Here is an 18110-nt window from a genome sequence, read left to right on the forward strand (position 1 = left end):
TGGCCTTCCTGGGCCAGGGAACAGCCCCGACCGGATGAGGCTGCTGACGGTCCTTGCCCGCTGCTGACGGACGAGACCGGCCGGGTCGATGTCGACCGGGAAGGGGGCGTGGATCTGGGTAGTGGTGCCAACAAGGGCGGTGACTGTTTCGATGTACCGGCCGCCGCTCAGTTCGCTGACGATCAGCCGTGGGGGCGGGTTCGAACTCCAGGCGCCAAAAGTGCGGGATCGCTGCCTCGGCGTAGAGCAGGGGCTTGAACTTGCGGTCCATCGTCTTGTTGCCGGGCGAGACGAGTTCGACCACGAGCTGCACAGCGTCCGCGTCCACGCTGACGGTGTCCTCGGCGATGGCGCCCGCGTCGGTGACCACCAGGTCGGACACGACCAGGCCAGAGGGCAGGACAGCCGCTTGAGCAAGATGGTTGTCCTAGCCCCATGTGGCTCAGTAGGTGTTTTGCAACCTGCATGCCGCCGATCGGAACCTCTGGCACCGAGGAGCCCGCCTGAGATGCGCGCATCGGTCCCGAGGACGTCTGGCGGGCGCGAGTAGTGCCGCCGGACATCTGCTTTCGCGTCACCAACTCATCAGTCCGGTTTGGCTCGTTGGCTACTCGGGCCAGCGGGCCTGCCGGATCGCCGGTTTGCCCAGGGAGTAGAGGGCGGCCAGGGCGAGCGTGGCCGCGAGCGTGAGCATTGCGGTGAGCGTGCTGAAGTACTGCAGCAACAGACCGCTGATCGCTGTGCCTGCGGGAACCCCCATGCCGAACAAGGTCATGACTGCGGTGATCGTCCGTCCACGTCGCTCGTCGGGAACCTGCCGGAAGATGAGGACGTCGGCCAGGACCCGCAGTGCCGGGACGCCGAGCATGGCGCAGAACAGGATCGCGGTCACCCACCAGGGCCCGAACGGGAGCGCGAGAGCGGCAAACAACGGAACTTCGGCCAGTGCGACACCCAGCAGCAGGAACCCTGGCGGGAAGCGCCGGTGGAGGGGGCGGACGAGGACGGCGCCGGCCAGCACGCCGAGCGCCATGCCGGACATGGCGAATCCGATCAGCCAAGGAGCCACCGACTGCTTTCGCAGGATCACCACGGCGATCAAGGCGATCGGCGCACCGGTCGTGTTGATCGCGGTCACCAGCAGGGTGGCCGCGCGCAGTGTGGGAGCGTTCCAGATTCCCTTGATCCCGGCCAGGATGTCGGCCTTCTGCCGCGGTGCACCGCTGTCCGCCTGCACGTCGCCTTCCGGCTCGCTGTGTGGTATCCGCAGGAACAGCGCGCATCCGAAGGAGATGGCGAAGGACAGAGCGGTGAACACGAACGGCAGTGTGCTGCTCAAGCCGTAGAGGAATCCTCCCAGTGGAGGCCCCGCGAGCTGTGTCGACCCGGTTCGGATTTCCTCTTGTGTCAGCGCGCGGGTCAACTGGTTGGGCAGTACGACCGCGCGGACGAGGAGAAGCCGGGCGGCGCCGCCGAACGGTTGCGTGGCGCCGAGCACGAAGGCCGCGGCGAGCAGAGCGCCCGACGTCAGGTCGCCGGTCGTGAGACCGAGGGCAACGCCTGCGGTCACCACCGCCCGCGTTCCTTCTGTGACCAGTAGTGTCCCTCGGTGATCGTGCCTGTCCAGGAATGCTCCGGCAGGTAACCCGGCTATGAGCGCCGCCGCCGCCTGCACAGCCCCGAACAGGCCCGCCTGTGCGGGTGAACCGGTGAGAGCCAGGATCACCAGTGAGTAGCCGATGTCGGCCACCTCGATGCCCAGCACGCTGAATGCGGAGCCCGTCCACACCAATTGGAAGCGACTGTTCCGCCACAGCGGCGCCGGTGCCGTCGTCTCGTCGTCTCGCATGAACCCCCCTGGCCATTCACGTGATCGTGAATGTTTAACGTATCGCAAATGTTGGCGTCGTTGTGAAGCTGTGTGAGGATGTTCTCCGTGACCAGCCAGCAGACGGACCGCACCCAGCACCGACCGGTCGTCGTCCGGAAAGTCGACGATGTCGTCACGTTGAAAGCACTCGGAGACCCGTTGCGCCTGGCGATCCTCCGCGTCCTTATGCGTGACACGGGTGGGCAGCCGAACGTCAGGTCGGCGAAGGAGCTGGCTCAGGAGCTGGGCGAGCAGCAGACCAAGCTCTATCGGCACATCAAGCAGCTCCACACGTGCGGCCTGATCGAGACCGCCGGGACCAGGCTCGTCTCGGGCATCGTCGAACACCGCTACCAGGCCAGTCAGTCCTCGCTCGTGCTGGACTGCGCCTTCTTCAACAGCCAGCGCGGAACCGCCGACGCCGCCGCGACCATCGCCGCCGCATTCGATGATTCCCGCACCGAATATCTGGAAGCCGCTCACGCCGGACGCATGGCCTCGTCTCATCTGGAGCCGATCACGGTCGGCGTCAGCGAGACCATCCCGGCCGCGAAGGCTGCCGAGTTCCGCGAGCGGCTCGCTGGCCTCATCCAGGAACTCCACGAGACCGAGCACGACGACGAGGGCATCCAGGTACGGCTCTTCACAGTCTTCTACGGCTTGGCCGAGGCCGAAGCCTGAGGCACCCACCGGCAACTCGCCTTCATCCGTCGGTAGCCCCCTTCCTGGACCAGTCGGTGCGGGGGCTTTTGCGGGTCAGGCGCCGGGTCATCATGGTGATGAGTGCCCAGTTCAGGTGGGCTTCGGAGTGCTGGGGCAATCGTTCGTAGTCGCGTGCGTTGCGGCGGGCGTTCATGCACCAGCCGATCGTGCGCTCTACTTTCCAGCGGCGGGGCAGGACGACGAAGCCCTTGGTGCCCTTTGGCCTGGAGACGATGCGCAGGGTGAGCCAGAGCCGTTCGCGGGCCCAGTTCACGAGTTCGCCGGCGTAGGCGCTGTCGGCCCAGACCTGGGTGATCTGCGGCTGGGTGAGGCGCAGGCGCCAGAACACGTCGCGGGCTACGTCGCGGTCCTGGATGTCGGCGGGCGTCACCGTGATCATCACGGGAAGGCCGAGTGTGTCCACGGTGATATGTCGCTTGCGGCCGTTGATTTTCTTCGCGGCATCGTAGCCCCGACTGTTGCGGCCAACGGTGGAGGCTCCCTTGACCGACTGGGAGTCCACGATCAGCGTCACCGGGTGCGGGCAGCGGCCCTTGCCGGTCCGGATCCGGCGCCGGAGCTGGTCACGGATGTAGGTGACAACCCCGGCCCGGTTCCACCGCCAAAAGAACCCGTAGACCGTCTCCCATGGAGGGAAACCCGCAGGCAGGGCCCGCCACTTCGCGCCGTTGTCGACGATGTAGCGGATGCCGTCGACGATCTCCCGCCGGGGCCACTTCTCCGGGTGGCCGCCGGTCTTGGTCTGGCAGGCCGGGACGGGCAGCAGGGGTTCCAGAAGGGCCCATTCGGCGACGGAGGTGTCGGACGGGTAGCGGCGGCGACGGGAAGCAGGGGGCATGGAGGGCTCGGCAGAGGGGTGGACGGCGGCGGACGAGGGCTATTTGGAGAGCTGGGCGAGCGTGGCGCGGACCCCGGTGAGCTGGGCGGTGGAGACTTCCCACCTACGTCGGTCACACGGAGCAGTGCCTGGCCCGACGGCATACGGTCACCGGCCGTCCGCCGCTGAACAACCAGTACTTGGCTGGCCTGCTGAACCTCAGCGAGGGGCAGATTGTCCAGACCGCCCGCGACTACGCACACGAGTTGGAGGGCTTGGAGTTCGACGACGGCGCACCCTTGCGGGTCGCCATCGCCGGTGCCATCAACGGGCAGAGCTGGACGGAGAGAGTCGACTTCACCCAAGCTCGCCCCCTGGCCGTCCATCTGTCGACTGCCGCGCTGGTGACGATCGGTTACCTGTCTGGGATGCGTCCGGAGGAGGTGCTGCATCTGGAGCGTGGATGCTCCAGCCGTGAGGAACGCGACAACGGCACCGTCCGCTACCGGATCACCAGCCGGCACTTTAAGGGCGTCACCGATGAGGACGGCAGCACCATCCCGGAAGGAGAGATCCGCCCCGAGCCCTGGACCGTCATCGAACTGGTGGACCGGGCTGTGAAGGTCATAGAAGCCGTCCATGGGGAACAGTTGTTGTTTCCCCGTTCGATGTCCCTGGCGACGAGAACCTTCGATGAGCAGGAGTATGTGGGGCAGGGGCTCGATTCGCAGACCGTCAGCGACCGGATCAAGAGGTTCATCGGCTGGGCCAACCAGCAGGCTGTTCGTCTCGGCCGCGACCACGAGATCATTCCCGCTGACCCGAACGGGTCTGTCACGCTGCGGCGGCTGCGGCGCACGGTTGCCTGGTTCATCTACCGGCAACCCGGCGGCCGGATCGCTCTAGGGCTGCAATACGGGCACGTTGGTACTTCTATGGCGGAGTCGTACGGCAACCCTCGGGAATTGCATCAGACGGGCGAGAAGTCGCAGGTCAGCAGCTCACGGCGACGCCCTGATGCTCTCGAAGGTTACTACGAACTGGCCGTCTGATCAGGCAGTTTGCCACGCCCATCCCATCTGATGCAAGATCTGCCCTCTAGGAGGGATGGTCTGCGTGGCGCAACAGCGAGCGGTGGCCCTGGCCGGAGCGGCTCAACTGGAGCTGGTCTCCGGAGTGATCCAGCTGCGTCCGGAGGACGCGATGGTTGAGGCGATGCTGCGCGGATGGCGGGCCCAGCAGCTGTCCCGGGGCCTGAAGGAGGACACGATTGTCGGCCGCGAGCGGCTGATCCGGCGCTTCCACGAGTTCACCAACGAGTACCCGTGGCAGTGGCTGCCCGGTCACATGGACGAGTGGTCGGCCTCGCTCACGGGTGAGAGGCATCTGGCGCCGTCCACGATCCGCAGTTACCAGGGCGAGGTGCGGCAGTTCACCGAGTTCCTCATCGACGGCCGCTACGGCTGGGCGACCGCCTGCGAGGACGCCTTCGGTACGCACCCGGTGGCGATCTGCCACGAGTGGAACACCATCGCCCACCTCAACGACTACGAGGGCGACCCCGAGGCCCGGCCGTTCACCCGAGACGAGCTGCAGCGGTTCCTCGACTACGCCGACGACCAGGTCGACCGCGCGGTGCGGTCCAAGCGCAAGGGGGCACTGGCCGCCTACCGGGACGCCACCCTCTTCAAGGTCGTCTACGGCTGGGGCTTGCGGCGCACGGAGACCTCGAAACTGGACCTCGTCGACTTCGGCCGCAATCCGAAGGCGCGTCAGTTCGGCCGGTACGGAACACTCAACGTGCGCTACGGCAAGGCGAAGAGGGGGCAGCCGCCGCGGCGTCGGAACGTGCTGTCGGTCATGGACTGGGCGGTGGACGCCGCCCGGGACTACGTGGAGAACGTCCGCCCGCGCTTCGGCTGCGAGGATCACCCGGCGTTGTGGGTGACCGAACGCGGCGGCCGGGTCAAGCCTTCCGAGATCAACGCCCGGTTCGTCGCCTACCGTGACGCCCTGAAGCTCCCCAAGGCTCTGGTCCCTCATTCCCTCAGACATTCATATGTCACACATTTGACCGAAAATGGCATAGATGGGCGTTTCATTCAGCAGCAAGTCGGACACGAGTGCGACAGCTCGACGGCCGTATACACCCACGTCAGCGACGACTTCATGAACACTGCTCTGGGTAACGCACTCAACCCGGCGTTCGACGAGGCGCCGACCGGGAAGGACCGATGATGGCCGCCAAACTCGACTACCGCTGGCACCTGCGTCACCTGATGGCGGACCACGGCATGTTCTCCACCACGGACCTCCTGCCGCCACTGGCCCAACGCGGCATCAACCTGTCCTCCAGCCAGGTCTACCGGCTCGTCGTCGAGCGCCCCGAGCGACTGAGCCTGAAGATCCTGATGGCCTTGCTGGACATCCTGGACTGCACGATGGGCGACTTGATCGAACCCGTCGCCGCAGCCGGCGCCGCGCAGAGGCCCAAGAAGGCCGCGGCGGGCGGCACCGCTGCCGAGAGCATCGGCGATCTGCGGCCCAAGCGAGCCAGAATCGCCCCGGTGGACCGGTGACCGACACCACCGACGAGGCCCTGGTGGACCCGGTCGGCCTGATCGTGCGGCTGGTCTCGAAGGCCGAACCCGGCCTGGATGTCGCCCGGATCCACGAGGTCGTCGTGGAGGTTGCCGGCGGCCGCGCGAAACGCCGCCGCCTGGCCCAGATCCTCTCGGACGGCCCGCAAGTGCTGACGACCGGTGACCCACCGGTCGCATGGTCGGTCGGGCAGCTCCTGCGAGGTCTGCGGGACGCCGGCGCAACGTCGATAGCCGCTCCACGGTGCGGTGAATGCGGACGGACCCTGACCTACATGATCAGCCGGCGTGGATACCTGCTCTGCTCGCCGTGCCGCGATACGGCCCAGACCTGTTCCGCCTGCGGAGACCAACGGCGGGTCAGCACCCGCGACCGTCACGGACAGCCTCGCTGCGACCAATGTCCTGACGACCAGGGCGACCCGATGGAGCTGCTGGCGGAAGCCGTCACCATGATCTCCCCGGGCCTCGCCCCGGCCGACGTCATGGCTGCACTGGGCCGGGCGACGGTCCGCCCGGCCGGGCAGCGTCGGCTGGCCTGGGCCATCGTGAACCAGCCCTCGCTGCTGACCGGCGCGGGCAGCGACGCCCCCACCCCGGCAGTCCTGCGCTTCATCGACGAACTCCTCGCTGCGGGCGCCAGCAACATCCTGCGACCGGCGTGCCCGCGCTGCCGTCGGACCGTGGCACTGTCGAAGCTGCTGGACGGGCAACGGGTCTGCCGCACCTGCTTCGCGCACCACCGGGCGGTGCCTTGCGCCGGTTGCGGAGCGGTCCGTGAGCCGGCGACCCGCGATGCCGAGGGACGCCCGCTGTGTCCGAACTGCCTCAGCAGCAATCCGATCAACCTCGAAGACTGTCACGGCTGCGGGTGTCGGCGTACACGTGAACGTCCCCAGCCTCGTACGGATGAAAAGGGACAGTTGCTGATGCGGTGAGACCTGCTGCTCGGCACTCTGCTGCTGGGTCGATACGGGCGGCGGAGGGGGCTGGCAGTGGTCTTGGATCCGCAGCGATGGCTGGAGCTTCGGCGCTTTCGCGGCCTGCTGGAGTCCGGGGCGATGAGCCTGTCGGAGATCTCCAGGGAGACCGGTCTGGACCGCAAGACGGTCCGCAAGTACCTGTCCGCACCGGGGCCGGCAACTCCTCCGCGGCGATCGCCGAGCAGGCGGTCGCGGGCAAGGGTGATCGACGAGTTCGGGCCGCTGATCGATTCGATGCTCCGGGCCGAGATCCTGATGAAGGCCGCGGTCATCCACGAGCGACTGGCCCAGGAGTACGGCTTCACCGGGAACTATCAGCGGGTCAAGCTCTACGTTCAGACGGCCCGGCCGAGGATCGCCGAGGAACTCGGGATCACGCCCAAGGAACTGGCGGGGATGCACCGCCGGTTCGAGGTGATCCCAGGGGCCCAAGCGCAAGTGGACTGGGGAGATGAGGGCAAGATCCTCGCCCACATGGGCGTCGCGAAGGTCTACTCCTTCCACATGACGCTCTCGTACTCGCGGGATCCGTTCTGCTGCTTCACCACCAGCCAGGACCTGCAGACGTTCTTCGACTGCCACCGCCGGGCATTCGCGCACTTCGGCGGGGCGCCGATGACGATCGTCTACGACCGGACCAAGACTGTGGTCCGCCGACACGTCGCCCCCGGTGAGGCGGTCCCGCTGCATCCGGAAGCGGTCGGCTTCGCCGGCCACTACGACTTCGACATCGACGTCCTGGCCGCCTACCGCCCACAGGGCAAGGGCCGGGTCGAACGACAAGTCCTGATCGTCCGCGACCACGTCCTGTCCGGCCGGTCCTTCTCCTCCGTCGAGGAGATGGACGCCGCGTTCACCTCCTGGGTGCCCGTGCGGCGGGCCCAGATCCACAAGACGCACCGGGAGGTCATCGCGGAACGGGCGGCGCGGGATCACGCGGCTCTCAAACCGCTGCCGCCGACTCCGTATCTGGTGGCCGAACGGCAGCTGCGGCACGTCGGCAAGGACTGTCTGGTCGCCTTCGACGGCAACCTCTACTCGGTGCCGGCCCGCAGGGTCCGCCCGCGGCAGCTGGTCGAGATCCGGGCAACAAAATCCCAGGTCATGCTGCATGCCACCCTCGCCGGTGTCCACGGAAGCACGCTGCTGGCAGCTCATCCCCGGGCGATCGGCCGCGGTGCCCGTGTCGTCGACGAGTCCCATTGGGACGGCCTGCCCACCGGTCAGGGACGCCGGACCACCACCGGCGACATCCCGGTCCGGCCTCGTCAAGAACGGCCACGGGGCGAGGAGACCGGACCCTTGCAGGCCCTGCTGAACAGGGCCGCGGCCACCCGGATCGAGGTCGGGCGCCGACCGTTGTCGGTCTATGACGAGCTGACCGGCACCCGGCCCTTCACCACCAACTCCCCGACGAAGGAGTCGTCTTGAGCGAGCTGACCGGCAACCGCATCCGCACTACGGCCGGCAAGCTCGGCCTGCCCCACCTCGCGGAAACCATCAACGAGTTCACCCGCCGGGCCGACGAAGCGAAGATGGGCTACCTCGACTTCCTCGACCTGGTCCTCTCCGAGGAACTGGCCGTCCGTGACGACCGTCGATTCCGCCAGGGACTGCGACTCTCCCGGCTGCCGCACCACAAGACGCTCGACGAGTATGACTTCTCGTTCCAGCCCGACCTCGACCCGCGCAAGGTCAAGGACCTTGCCACCCTCTCGTTCGTCGAGGCCAAAGTCAACGCGGCTCTCCTGGGCCCGCCGGGGGTGGGCAAGACACACATCGCCGTCGCTCTCGCCGTTGCCGCTTGCCGGGCCGGCTACTCGGTCTACTTCACCAGCCTCGACGACATGGTCCGCAACCTCAAAGCCGCCGAAGCCGCCGGGCGCCTGGCCAGCAAGCTCGGCACCTACCTCCGGCCGGGCGTCCTCGTTGTCGACGAGGTGGGCTACGAGATCCTCGAACGCGGAGAAGCGAACCTGGTCTTCCAGGTCATCTCAAAGCGGTATGAAAAGGGCTCGATCATCCTGACCTCGAACAAGACCTTCAGCGAATGGGGACAGGTGTTCGGCGACGAAGTCCTCGCCACCGCCATCCTCGACCGCCTCCTCCACCACTGCGACGTGATCTCCATCAACGGACCCAGCTACCGGCTCAAAAACCGGCTCAAGGCCATCGAACGGGACACGGACGTGGCCTGACAGACCGCGTCGACTCGGCGGCCGGGGCACGATCAGTCGTCTTCGAGTCGCTGGAAGACCGTGGAGAACTCGTCGGTCTCGATCAGTCCGGCGATCACATCGGTCATGGCGTCGATGCCGGGATCCCGGACGATCAGGCCGTCCGAGACCCAGAAGTAACGGCCTCCGAGAGCCTCGCCGCTTCCTGCCCAGGTCTCCATCAAGCGTTCGACTTCGGCGACCGTGAAGACAGTCGCGCTCCACCGGGAGCCGTCTTTGAGGTCCACGAAGACATCGACGTTGCACACCGCCTCCAACTCCTCGTCCGGGCCAGGCAGGAACGACGCCTCGAAGTCGTCCGCGCGAACCCGATACCACGGCCCGTCCCAACCTCGTTCGACCGATCCGGGCGATGCGCTACGACTCATCGTGCGAGTGTCTCCGGCCAGCCTGACGATCTCAACCAAGATCTCAGCCGTGCTGCTTCCCGCGACATAGCTGGGGACGTTCATCCGTACGCGGCTGGGGAGCTTAGGGGCCCTGGCAAGATTTTCGTAGCCGGAGATCATCTCGACGCGGTGGGCGCCCCCTCCGCATAGCGGGCAGCCTTTGGTTGTGTTCTGTTGAACTGGCTGGGCTATTACCGCAGTTGGCGGACGTGCTGGTGGTGTCGGTCGATCTTTCTGGTCCTGTTGTGGTGGTTTCCGCCCGCACGAGATCGCGCCCTCAGGCAGGATGTACGGGGTGCGGTACGTCGAGCGCGTGGGTGCACAGTCGCTACGTACGCCACCTTGCGGATGCCGCGCTGGGCGGCCGTCCGGTGCGGATCGACTTGAGCGTGCGCCGTCTGTACTGCGAGAACTCGGCTTGCCCGAGGGTGACCTTCGCCGAGCAGGTACCGGGACTGACCATGCGCTACCAGCGGCGCACGCCGCTGCTGCAGCACCTGGTCGAGGCGGTCGGTGTGGTGCTGGCCGGCCGGGGCGGGGCCAGGATGCTGCGCGTCCTCAACATCAGGCTGTCGCGATGCACGGTGCTCTCCCAGCTGATGCGGGTGCCGCTGCCGCCGCTGGTCACGCCCCGGGTGCTGGGCGTGGATGACTTCGCGCTGTACGGCGACAGCTACGGAACCATCCTGGTCGACGCCGAGACCAGACTCCCCTTGACACTCTGGGAGGGCAGAGACGCCGAGCAGCTCAGCCGATGGCTCCGGGAGCATCCCGGCGTGGAGATCGCCTGCCGCGACGGCTCGCTCACCTACCGCCAGGGCATCGCCGACGGCGCTCCTGAGGCCCTCCAGGTCAGTGATCGTTTTCATTTGTGGCAGGGCTTGTCCCGGCGCGTTCAAGAAATCGCCGCCGCTCACCGCGGCTGTCTGCCCGAAGCCCTCCCCGCCCCCGAACAGGACGAGCCCGCGGAAAGCGGGGAACCGGAACCCAGCTCACCGGACACTCCGGCGATCCGTCATGCCCGGCGGCTGTTCGAGGCCGTGCACGCATTGACCGACACCGGCCGCTCCTACAGCTCCGCAGCTCGCGAACTCGGCCTGGACCGTCGCACGGTGCGCAAGTACGCCCGGGCCCGCACCTGGCACGAAGTGGTCCGACGACCACCACGCAAACCCTCGACCCTCGATCCTTACCTCGACTACCTGCAGCAACGCTGGGACGAGGGCGAGCACAGCGCCAAGATCCTGCACCAGGAACTCGTCAACAAGGGCTACCTGGGCCACTATCAGCGCGTGAAGATGGCCGTCGCACCGCTACGGCGCGGCCTGCCCCTGGACGAGCCACGCGAACGCCCACCCTCCCCGCGCGAGGCCGCACGCTGGATCATCACCGCCCCCGATCGGAACGGCCCCCAGACCACACAACGACTGCGCCGGCTCCTCGAGCACTGCCCGGAGCTCCGCCGAACCCACGACCTGGTACGCCAGTTCGCTGCCATGCTCGATACCCGGGATGCCGCACCACTGGCCCACTGGATCGACCAACTCAGCGCCAGCGGACTGGCGCCGCTCGCGGGCGCCGCGAAAGCCCTACGCGAAGACCAGCACGCGGTCATCCAGGGGATCACCACCCCCTACAACTCCGGAGTCAATGAAGGCCGCATCACGGACGTGAAGCTCCAGAAACGGATCATGGCTGGACGCGCGGGCGTCCCGCTCCTACGTCACCGAGTCGTCTTGATCGCCCACTTACGCCGCCGTTATGCGGAGGGGGCGCCCACCGCGTCGAGATGATCTCCGGCTACGAAAATCTTGCCAGGGCGAGCTTAGGTCGTACGCCGACAGCGGGCGCCGCCGACGCGTCGCGGCCCGCACCGCGGACGGCCCCTGGTGCGAGCACTGCCGACCTCGCACCGCCGCGACCTGCGGGATCTGCGGGCGATCGACGCCCTGCGAGATCTCCGCCGCGACCGGCGAACCGTGGTGCGACCGGTGCCAAGCGTGGTGGGCCCGCTGCAGCGGTTGCCACACCATCGCCTCGATCCGCGGCGGCACACGCAAGATGCCGTTGTGCGCGAAGTGCCTCAATCCCGATCCCGATTTCTGGGAGCGATGCCCGATCTGCAAAACCACCTGGCAGACCAGCGCGCACCGGCCGTGCCATCGCTGCACTCTCACACAACGCGCCGACGAGGTGTTCGCCGGCCCCGACGGGTCCGTTCGCCACGAACTGGCCCCGCTGCACGCCGCGTTGATCGGCATCGACCGGCCGGTCACCGCAGTCGCCTGGCTGTCGCGCCCGGTCGTCGCCCGGCTGCTGAAGGAGATCGCGACCGACCAGCGCGCGGTGACGCACGACGTCCTCGACGAGCTCGCGGCCGGCAAGACCCTCGACCATCTGCGGGCCGTCCTCGTCGCCGGAGGCATACTGCCCGACCGCGACGAGCGACTCGTCAGACTCGAACGCTGGACATCCCGGACCATCGCATCCCGCGACGATCACGACGAACGGGCGATGCTGCACAACTACGCGGTCTGGCACCACCTCCGCCGCCTGCGACGACGTCTCGGCGCCGGCCACGCCACCCACTTGCAGATGGCCAACGTCCGCAGTCACGTCACCGCCGCCGTCAACTTCCTGGACTGGCTGTCCGCCAGAGGTCTGACTCTCACGACCTGCACCCAGCCCGACCTCGACCAGTGGAAAGCAGGCGAGGACCTCAGCTATTGGGACCAGACCGGCCACTTCATCCGCTGGGCGACCAGGAATCGGCTGGCAAAAGGGCTGACGTTCGGCGCCGAGCGCTGGCAGGGCCCGGTCGGCCCGCACGATTCCGAAGGCCGGTGGGACAGCGCTCGCAGACTCCTCCACGACGCGACACTGACTACAGCCGACCGGGTCGCCGGACTTCTCCTGCTCTTCTACGCCCAACGGCTCAGCACGATCAGCACTCTTACTGTCGACCAGGTGAGCGACGCGAAAGGCCGGGTTTCGATCCAGTTGGGGACGGCCCCGACGGGCCTGCCCGAACCGCTCGCCGCACTGGTCCTTGACCTGATCGCCACGCGACGCCCTTACACGGTGATCGGACACGCCGGCCAGACGTCCTGGCTGTTTCCGGGGCAACGCCCAGGCCAACACGTCAGCGCCGCTCGTCTCGGCCAACGACTGATCAACGTTGGGATCCAACCCGGCCAGGCCCGGTCAACGGCCTTGTTCGCCCTCGCCGAGGAAGTCCCGGCCGCGATCCTGGCCCGCATGCTCGGCATCCACATCACCGTCGCCGTCCAGTGGCAGAAGGCATCCGCCGGAGACTGGGCCGCCTACGCAGCCGACGTCAGCCGCCGTCAATGACGCTCTGCCGCCTCAACGATCAAAGCATTGGCGATGGCTGCCAAGCCATCGCCGCGGCCGATCCAGCCAAGCCCTTCGGGAGTGGCGGCGCCCAGGAACACCGGGGCGCCCAGAGCGGCCGCGAGAGCCTTCTGCGCTTCTACCCGGCGGGGACCGAGCTTGGGCCGCTCGCCGATCAACTGGACCGATACGTTGCCGATCTCGAACCCAGCGGCCCTGACCAACTGAGCGGTCTCAGCCAGCAGTACCGTCGGCGCGGCGCCCTCCCACTCCGGAGTCGAGGTGTCGAAATGCGCACCCAGGTCGCCGAGATCAGCCGCGGTCAGGAGCGCGTTGCACGCGGCATGCACGACGACATCCCCGTCCGGCTCGCCTGCCAGCCCCACCGGTTCGTCCGGCCAGTCCAGGCCAGCAAGACGCAACGGCCGACATGCAGCGAATGGATGGATGTCCACCCCGGTCCCGATCCGAGGAAAACGGGAGTGATCATGCGGCACATCACCGGACGACACCGTCATCAGAACGAAGATCTCCCTCGGGGACGACCATCACGGACAGGATGCCGAGGTTATCTAACGACGTGCACCCTGACGCCACGTCCCCTGCGGGGCCAGGCATTCGGAGAGTTCCAATACCCGACTCCACCACTAGCTCCCACGCCCGACGAGGTCGTCGCCCACGTCTTGGCCCACCACGAGCGGCAGCGCGCCGAGCGGGCCAAGCCGCCGGCCCCGCCGGCGCCGGGTTACCGCCCCGAGGTGCTGGCAGCGCTGTTCGGCACCTCGACTGCGGGCGGCGAGAGCCGGTGAACCCGACCGTGAACGTCGACATCGCCAGGCCCGTCGAGCCACATGAGGTGGACAAAGCGCTGGAGTGGGAACCGCGAGTCTGCGAAGCGAGCTGGTGGCAGACCCGTCAGAGCCGGGAGGGCTTGGTCGAGCGGCTGCTGAAAATGTTCACCGACCCCGGCGCGGGCCTGACCCGCGACCGGACCCGGAGGCGGGGCCTGGGCAAGCTGTTGGACTGGCTCGAAGGCCAACCCGGAGAGACCTGGCAGGATCGCTGGATGGCCAGCGGGGCGGACACCGCAGGCTTCGAGTGGACCGATCTGCCCCTGCGGGGACGCGGCACACCCAAGAGCCACTGGCGCGATGAGCTGGCCACCGGGCTGGTACTCCTGGTCGCCGGGCAGGCGATCCGCCCCAGCTACCCGTGGCTGCTGCGACAGCGCGTGACGATGATGCTCACCGAGTCCCGGGCCGCCAGCGACCCCGACGCCTTCCAGCGACTCGAACAACTGGCCCAGCACGCGACACCCACAGCCAGGTCCGACGCCCTGAACAAGCTCACCTGGATCGTGATCCGCAAGGGCGGCCTGGTCAGCGACATCACCGTCGGCGACTGCATCGAGCTGACCGCCGCACTGGAGGAACACCACTTCCGGGGCAGCGCGGGCCGGCCGCTGTTCTACGCCCTGCTCAAGGAGACCGGCGTGCTCCCGGCCAGCGCGCCGCTGCGGCTTCGGGCGCTACGCATCGAGGGCCGTCGCAGCGTCGAGCAGATCGTCGACGCGTACGGCATCGAGTGCCGGGCCGTCCGTGACCTGCTGGTCGAGTACTTCACCGAGCGGGCCCCCGAGCTCGACCACGTCTCGCTGCGTTCCATCGCCCGCAACCTGTGCCGGTTGTTCTGGCGCGACCTGGAGATCCACCATCCCGGCATCGACTCACTGCGGCTGACACCTGAGGTCGCGCAGGCGTGGAAGGAACGCCTGGCCTACATCCGTGACGCCCAGGGCCACCCGGTGCGACCGCGCGTGAACTACCGCAGCGAGCTGGTCTTCGTCCGGGCCTTCTACCAGGACATCGCCCGCTGGGCCGCCGACGATCCGGCACGGTGGGCACCCTGGGTGGCGCCGTGTCCGATCAAGGCGAACGAATGCGCGACGAAGAAGACCAAGGCCAGGGTCAAGTCCCGGATGGACCAGCGAACCCGGACCCAGCTGCCGCTGCTGCCCGCCCTGCTTCGCGCTGTCGACCGGCAGCGCAAGGACACCATGGCCCGCATCACTGCTGCTCGCGCGACGCTGGCCGGTGGACGGTTCCTCATTGCCGGGGAGGAGTTCGAGCGCGGCGGGTCCGGGCAGGCCCGCCGCGTCTACGTCACCGAGGTAGCCGCCGGCAGGCGGCGGAACCTGACCCACGAGGAGGAGGCGGCGTTCTGGTCCTGGGCGACGGTGGAGGTGCTGCGGCACACCGGCATCCGCATCGAGGAGATGCTGGAGCTCACCCACCACAGCTTCATCGCCTACACCCTGCCCACCACCGGCGAGGTGGTTCCGATGCTGCAGGTCGCACCGTCCAAGACCGATTCGGAGCGCCTGCTGCTGGTCTCCCCGGAGCTGGCGGAGGTGCTGACCGCGGTGATCTTCCGGGTCCGGGCCGGGAACGCCGCCCTGCCGCTGGTGTCGGCCTACGACGTGTTCGAGCAGACCTGGAGCCCGCCCATGCCGTTCCTGTTCCAACGCCGGTACGGTACCGAGGACCGGCCGCTGACCCGCAGCTACATCCGCGAGTGCCTGGTCGCGACCTCGCAGTCCGCCCAGATCACCGTGGCCGGCGACCCGCTCGAATGGCGCCCCCACGACTTCAGAAGGATCTTCGTGACCGACGCCATCCGCTCCGGACTGCCGCCGCACATCGCCGCGAAGATCTGCGGCCACGCCGCGCTGGATACGACCATGGGGTATGCCGCGATCTACCCGGAGGACGTGATCTCCCATCACCGGGCCTTCATCGCCCGCCGCAGAACCGAGCGGCCCAGCGAGGAGTACCGCGAGCTCACCACCACGGAATGGGACGAGTTCCTGGCCCACTTCGAACTCCGCAAGGTCGCCCTGGGGACCTGCGGCCGCGACTACTCGACCCCGTGCCAGCATGAAAATGCCTGCTTCTCTGAACCTGCTCCTGTTCCCTCCCAGCTGGTCCTGCCGCTCGTTGACGGGGGTGGCAGGTCCGTCGAAGCATCAATGCCCGATCATGGAGCGGTGAACAGAAGTACTCCCAGCCTTGATCTCGAAGCGCTCTCTGCCTTGTGGCAACGGCAATGGCCTGCGCCGCAGCAGGACATCCCGATGCGCCGGGCCCATCCCGACCGATGGGTGCGCTTTCACAGCCTCCCCGGATCGAAGCGATACCCGGACGACGAGACTGAGTACGCCATCCTCCTCGAACGCCACCACACGCTGTTGGCCGAGCTGGGGCCGAGCGACGTCGAGCTGTACGTGGTCACCCGGGAGTGGAACTGGGACGCTGTGCCTGTCACACGCATGGCCGACCTTCAGAGGGTCGACCCAAATGCCCAGCCCTGGGGCAGGCGGGTTCATGACGACGACTTCCCGGATGACATCGTCTACCAGCACGAATACATCAGTCGTCGTCCGCGTAACAGGCAAGCTCTTGATCCGCTTCTGCGGCTCGTGGCCGATGAGGTGATCGCAGGGGTCACCCTGGCTCCGCTCGATTTTCGTTGGCTCTATCACCCCTATGACGGTGGCGGGGATGTATTCGCGCCCAGCGCCGCGGTCAGGGACGCTCTCAAAGCTGCGCATCCCGACTGGTTGTCCACGCATCCCAGCGGCATGTGATGTCACGTCTCCAAAAGTGATCACGGTAGCTTCCCTCCCTGAGGCGTGGCGTGGTGAGGGATCCCGAGATCAACAGGGGTGCTGGTCCGGCTGCGTTGGTCGAGCTGGGCGAGCTTCTCCTCGGCGCCTGCGAGGCTGACTTGGAGGCCCTCGACCTCGCCGAGCCATCCCTCGCGTTTAGCTTCTTCGATGCGGGCGAGGAGGTTGTCGCGAATCTCGACCAGCCTGGCTCGCTGGGCCGGATCCGGCCGGAGGAGCGAGCAACGAACGCAAGCATGTTCATGAACACAAGGGCTCGAAAAGGCGCGACCGCAGGTGCCGATGGAGACCTTGCGCTTCTCGAAGTGCGCGAGGAAAGCGTCCCATTCCTCCTCGGTGGGGGTCCGATACTCTTCGCTGGGCCGGGCAGCCCTGCGACGGGCGAGGAAGGCGCGGTGAGCCTCGATGGTCTCGGCTGGGTAGATCGCCTTGTAGCCCATCGTCGTGTCAAGACTCCGATGCCCGCAGAGCACTTGCGCAATGTGCGGTGGCAGGCCGTTCATGATGGCTTCGGTCACGAAGATCCTGCGGAAGTCGTGCGGGGAGAAGACGAGCGGTTCGCCGCCGGCATCGGTCAGGCCCGTGGTGGCCAGCGCGTTGATCAGAAGCTTGCGGAGCGCGGTCGGAGTGAAAGCGCGGTGTTCGGTGCCGATATCGCGTTGGAACAGCAGCGGCATCGGCGGGTTCCAGACCCGCTCGTGGACGTCGTAGGAGGTCACCAGCGGGATCGCGCGGCTGCTTCCTCGCAGGCGGCGGATGATGGTGGAAAGGATGTCCGCCAGTTCCGGGCTGACCAGCAGGAGCCGTTCGCTGTCGGTCTTGGAGGGGGCGACCTGCAGCAGGGGCACGACTTCGCCGTTGCTGGGGAGCCGGTATTCGGTGATGCTGTGGTGGGTCAGCTCCAGGAGTTCCTCGTTGCGGATGCCGGTCAGGCGCAGGACCTCGATCGCGGCGAAGGCCCAGAAGGCTTCGGTCTCCTCGTGGGTGAGGTTCCGACGCCGCCCGGTCGAGGTCTCCTCGGCCCAGATCAGGTGCCCGGCGGCCTTGGGCGCGACGGCTCTGCGCAAGGCCCCGCTGGTGTCGGGGATCAGATCCCCGGGCCGGGTGCGCTCGGCGGCAGCCAGTAGTTCGGCTGCGGCGCGGCGCCTGCGGTCGGCGGTGTCGGTCAGCACTGGCAGGACGGGAAGCCGTTCGCGGGTGCGCTGGTCCATCCGGGCCTTGCGGTGTTTGCGGTCCTTGGCCTTGCTGATCTCTTCGTCGCTGATCGGGCAGGGCACCACCCACGGCGCCCAGCGGGCCGGCTCTTCCGCAGCCCAATGGGCGATGTCCAGATAGAGGGCGCGGACGCGGATAAGCTCGTCTGACCGTGGCCTCGGCATACTCCCCATAGGCGGCCATTTACGGCCCCACTGATGGCCAGCGGTTTCCCCGCGGATGGCCAGATATCTCCCC

General features: G+C 67.4%; 16 protein-coding genes. 11 read left to right on the forward strand and 5 right to left on the reverse strand.

Annotation, left to right across the window (positions count from 1 at the left end):
• Positions 1-607 precede the first annotated feature (607 nt).
• Positions 608-1849 (reverse strand): MFS transporter, encoded by a 1242-nt coding sequence (locus ACFYR3_RS42105; RefSeq protein ID WP_389287521.1) that lies wholly within the window; start codon positions 1847-1849, stop codon positions 608-610.
• An 87-nt stretch (positions 1850-1936) separates the two neighbouring features.
• Between ACFYR3_RS42105 and ACFYR3_RS42110 the strand changes: the two genes are divergently transcribed.
• Positions 1937-2551, forward strand: a complete 615-nt coding sequence (locus ACFYR3_RS42110) for a helix-turn-helix domain-containing protein (protein WP_389287523.1) — start codon at positions 1937-1939, stop codon at positions 2549-2551.
• Between the two features lie 22 nt (positions 2552-2573).
• Here the strand turns inward: ACFYR3_RS42110 and ACFYR3_RS42115 are convergent, their stop codons facing one another.
• Positions 2574-3431 (reverse strand): IS5 family transposase, encoded by an 858-nt coding sequence (locus ACFYR3_RS42115; RefSeq protein WP_389287525.1) that lies wholly within the window; start codon positions 3429-3431, stop codon positions 2574-2576.
• 179 nt (positions 3432-3610) lie between these two features.
• On the opposite strand from ACFYR3_RS42115, the gene ACFYR3_RS42120 reads away from it, so the two are divergent.
• From ACFYR3_RS42120 to istB, 6 genes are all read left to right on the forward strand, one after another.
• A complete protein-coding gene (locus tag ACFYR3_RS42120; protein ID WP_389287526.1) occupies positions 3611-4462 on the forward strand; it encodes a hypothetical protein in 852 nt (283 codons plus the stop codon).
• Positions 4463-4526: 64 nt separating this feature from the next.
• Entirely contained in the window at positions 4527-5648 is a 1122-nt protein-coding gene (locus tag ACFYR3_RS42125; protein WP_389287528.1) for a tyrosine-type recombinase/integrase, read from the forward strand.
• A complete protein-coding gene (locus tag ACFYR3_RS42130) occupies positions 5648-5989 on the forward strand; it encodes a helix-turn-helix domain-containing protein (protein ID WP_389287548.1) in 342 nt (113 codons plus the stop codon). The genes ACFYR3_RS42125 and ACFYR3_RS42130 overlap by 1 nt, the downstream gene beginning before the upstream one ends.
• On the forward strand, positions 5986-6948 hold the full coding sequence (locus tag ACFYR3_RS42135) for a hypothetical protein (protein WP_389287530.1): 963 nt from the start codon (positions 5986-5988) through the stop codon (positions 6946-6948). Before ACFYR3_RS42130 ends, ACFYR3_RS42135 begins: the two co-directional genes overlap by 4 nt.
• Positions 6949-7005: 57 nt before the next feature.
• The gene (gene istA / locus ACFYR3_RS42140; protein WP_389287532.1) at positions 7006-8424 is read left to right on the forward strand and encodes an IS21 family transposase; all 1419 of its coding nucleotides are present in this window, start codon (positions 7006-7008) and stop codon (positions 8422-8424) included.
• Entirely contained in the window at positions 8421-9191 is a 771-nt protein-coding gene (istB, locus tag ACFYR3_RS42145; protein WP_389287534.1) for an IS21-like element helper ATPase IstB, read from the forward strand. Before istA ends, istB begins: the two co-directional genes overlap by 4 nt.
• Positions 9192-9223: 32 nt before the next feature.
• Here the strand turns inward: istB and ACFYR3_RS42150 are convergent, their stop codons facing one another.
• A complete protein-coding gene (locus tag ACFYR3_RS42150; protein WP_389287536.1) occupies positions 9224-9598 on the reverse strand; it encodes a hypothetical protein in 375 nt (124 codons plus the stop codon).
• A gap of 230 nt (positions 9599-9828) precedes the next feature.
• Here ACFYR3_RS42150 and ACFYR3_RS42155 point away from each other — a divergent pair, with 230 nt between their 5' ends.
• Entirely contained in the window at positions 9829-11412 is a 1584-nt protein-coding gene (locus ACFYR3_RS42155) for an ISL3 family transposase (RefSeq protein WP_389287549.1), read from the forward strand.
• A gap of 400 nt (positions 11413-11812) precedes the next feature.
• The gene (locus tag ACFYR3_RS42160; protein WP_389287538.1) at positions 11813-12973 is read left to right on the forward strand and encodes a hypothetical protein; all 1161 of its coding nucleotides are present in this window, start codon (positions 11813-11815) and stop codon (positions 12971-12973) included.
• On the opposite strand, the gene ispF is transcribed toward ACFYR3_RS42160, so the two are convergent.
• On the reverse strand, positions 12967-13491 hold the full coding sequence (gene ispF, locus ACFYR3_RS42165; RefSeq protein WP_389287540.1) for a 2-C-methyl-D-erythritol 2,4-cyclodiphosphate synthase: 525 nt from the start codon (positions 13489-13491) through the stop codon (positions 12967-12969). The two genes, ACFYR3_RS42160 and ispF, sit on opposite strands and share 7 nt — an antisense overlap.
• 165 nt (positions 13492-13656) lie before the next feature.
• On the opposite strand from ispF, the gene ACFYR3_RS42170 reads away from it, so the two are divergent.
• Both ACFYR3_RS42170 and ACFYR3_RS42175 read left to right on the forward strand, forming a co-directional pair.
• A complete protein-coding gene (locus ACFYR3_RS42170) occupies positions 13657-13782 on the forward strand; it encodes a hypothetical protein (RefSeq protein ID WP_389287542.1) in 126 nt (41 codons plus the stop codon).
• Positions 13779-16619: a tyrosine-type recombinase/integrase gene (locus ACFYR3_RS42175; protein ID WP_389287544.1), complete on the forward strand. Its 2841-nt coding sequence runs from the start codon at positions 13779-13781 to the stop codon at positions 16617-16619. Before ACFYR3_RS42170 ends, ACFYR3_RS42175 begins: the two co-directional genes overlap by 4 nt.
• 20 nt (positions 16620-16639) lie before the next feature.
• Here ACFYR3_RS42175 and ACFYR3_RS42180 read toward each other — a convergent pair.
• Positions 16640-18110: tyrosine-type recombinase/integrase (locus ACFYR3_RS42180; protein ID WP_389287546.1), on the reverse strand; the 1471-nt coding region annotated here is incomplete at its 5' end.

This window comes from Streptomyces sp. NPDC005784, assembly GCF_042871525.1.
GTDB lineage: Bacteria > Actinomycetota > Actinomycetes > Streptomycetales > Streptomycetaceae > Streptomyces.

What these genes read in the sequence shown, in the direction of transcription:
- ACFYR3_RS42150 (WP_389287536.1), bottom strand. Translation starts at nt 9,598, where the DNA reads ATGAGTCGTAGCGCATCGCCCGGATCGGTCGAACGAGGTTGGGACGGG.
- ispF (WP_389287540.1), bottom strand. Translation starts at nt 13,491, where the DNA reads ATGACGGTGTCGTCCGGTGATGTGCCGCATGATCACTCCCGTTTTCCT.
- ACFYR3_RS42105 (WP_389287521.1), bottom strand. Translation starts at nt 1,849, where the DNA reads ATGCGAGACGACGAGACGACGGCACCGGCGCCGCTGTGGCGGAACAGT.
- ACFYR3_RS42115 (WP_389287525.1), bottom strand. Translation starts at nt 3,431, where the DNA reads ATGCCCCCTGCTTCCCGTCGCCGCCGCTACCCGTCCGACACCTCCGTC.
- ACFYR3_RS42130 (WP_389287548.1), top strand. Translation starts at nt 5,648, where the DNA reads ATGGCCGCCAAACTCGACTACCGCTGGCACCTGCGTCACCTGATGGCG.